The 287-nt window shown below is 62.0% G+C and carries 1 protein-coding gene; it reads right to left on the reverse strand.

Going from position 1 to position 287, the window contains the following annotated elements; translation table 11 throughout:
- Nucleotides 1–287: zinc-binding dehydrogenase (locus KBI52_RS00415; RefSeq protein ID WP_210804741.1), on the reverse strand; the 287-nt coding region annotated here is incomplete at both ends.

A 287-nucleotide genomic window follows, 5' to 3' on the forward strand; every position in this document is an offset into this window, starting at 1 on the left:
ATGGGCATAGCGGAACACGTGCTCGACGCGGGCTTCCTTGACCTGGGCCTTGGCGACGTCGTAGGCAATAGGCTCCAGCGGAATGCCCACATAGACGATGCAGCCGCCGGGTCGGAGCGGATCGAACACGTCGGCGGCAGCCTTCTCGTTGCCGGAGCATTCGAACACGAGATCGACGCCCCACCCATCCGTCTCAGCCTTCACCACTTCGTTCAGATTGCGGGCGCGCACATTAACGGGAGTGACAGCTCCCAGCGTACCGGCAAGCTTGAGCTTGTCGTCGTCAA

It is taken from the genome of Microvirga sp. HBU67558, assembly GCF_018069605.1.
GTDB lineage: Bacteria > Pseudomonadota > Alphaproteobacteria > Rhizobiales > Beijerinckiaceae > Microvirga > Microvirga terrae.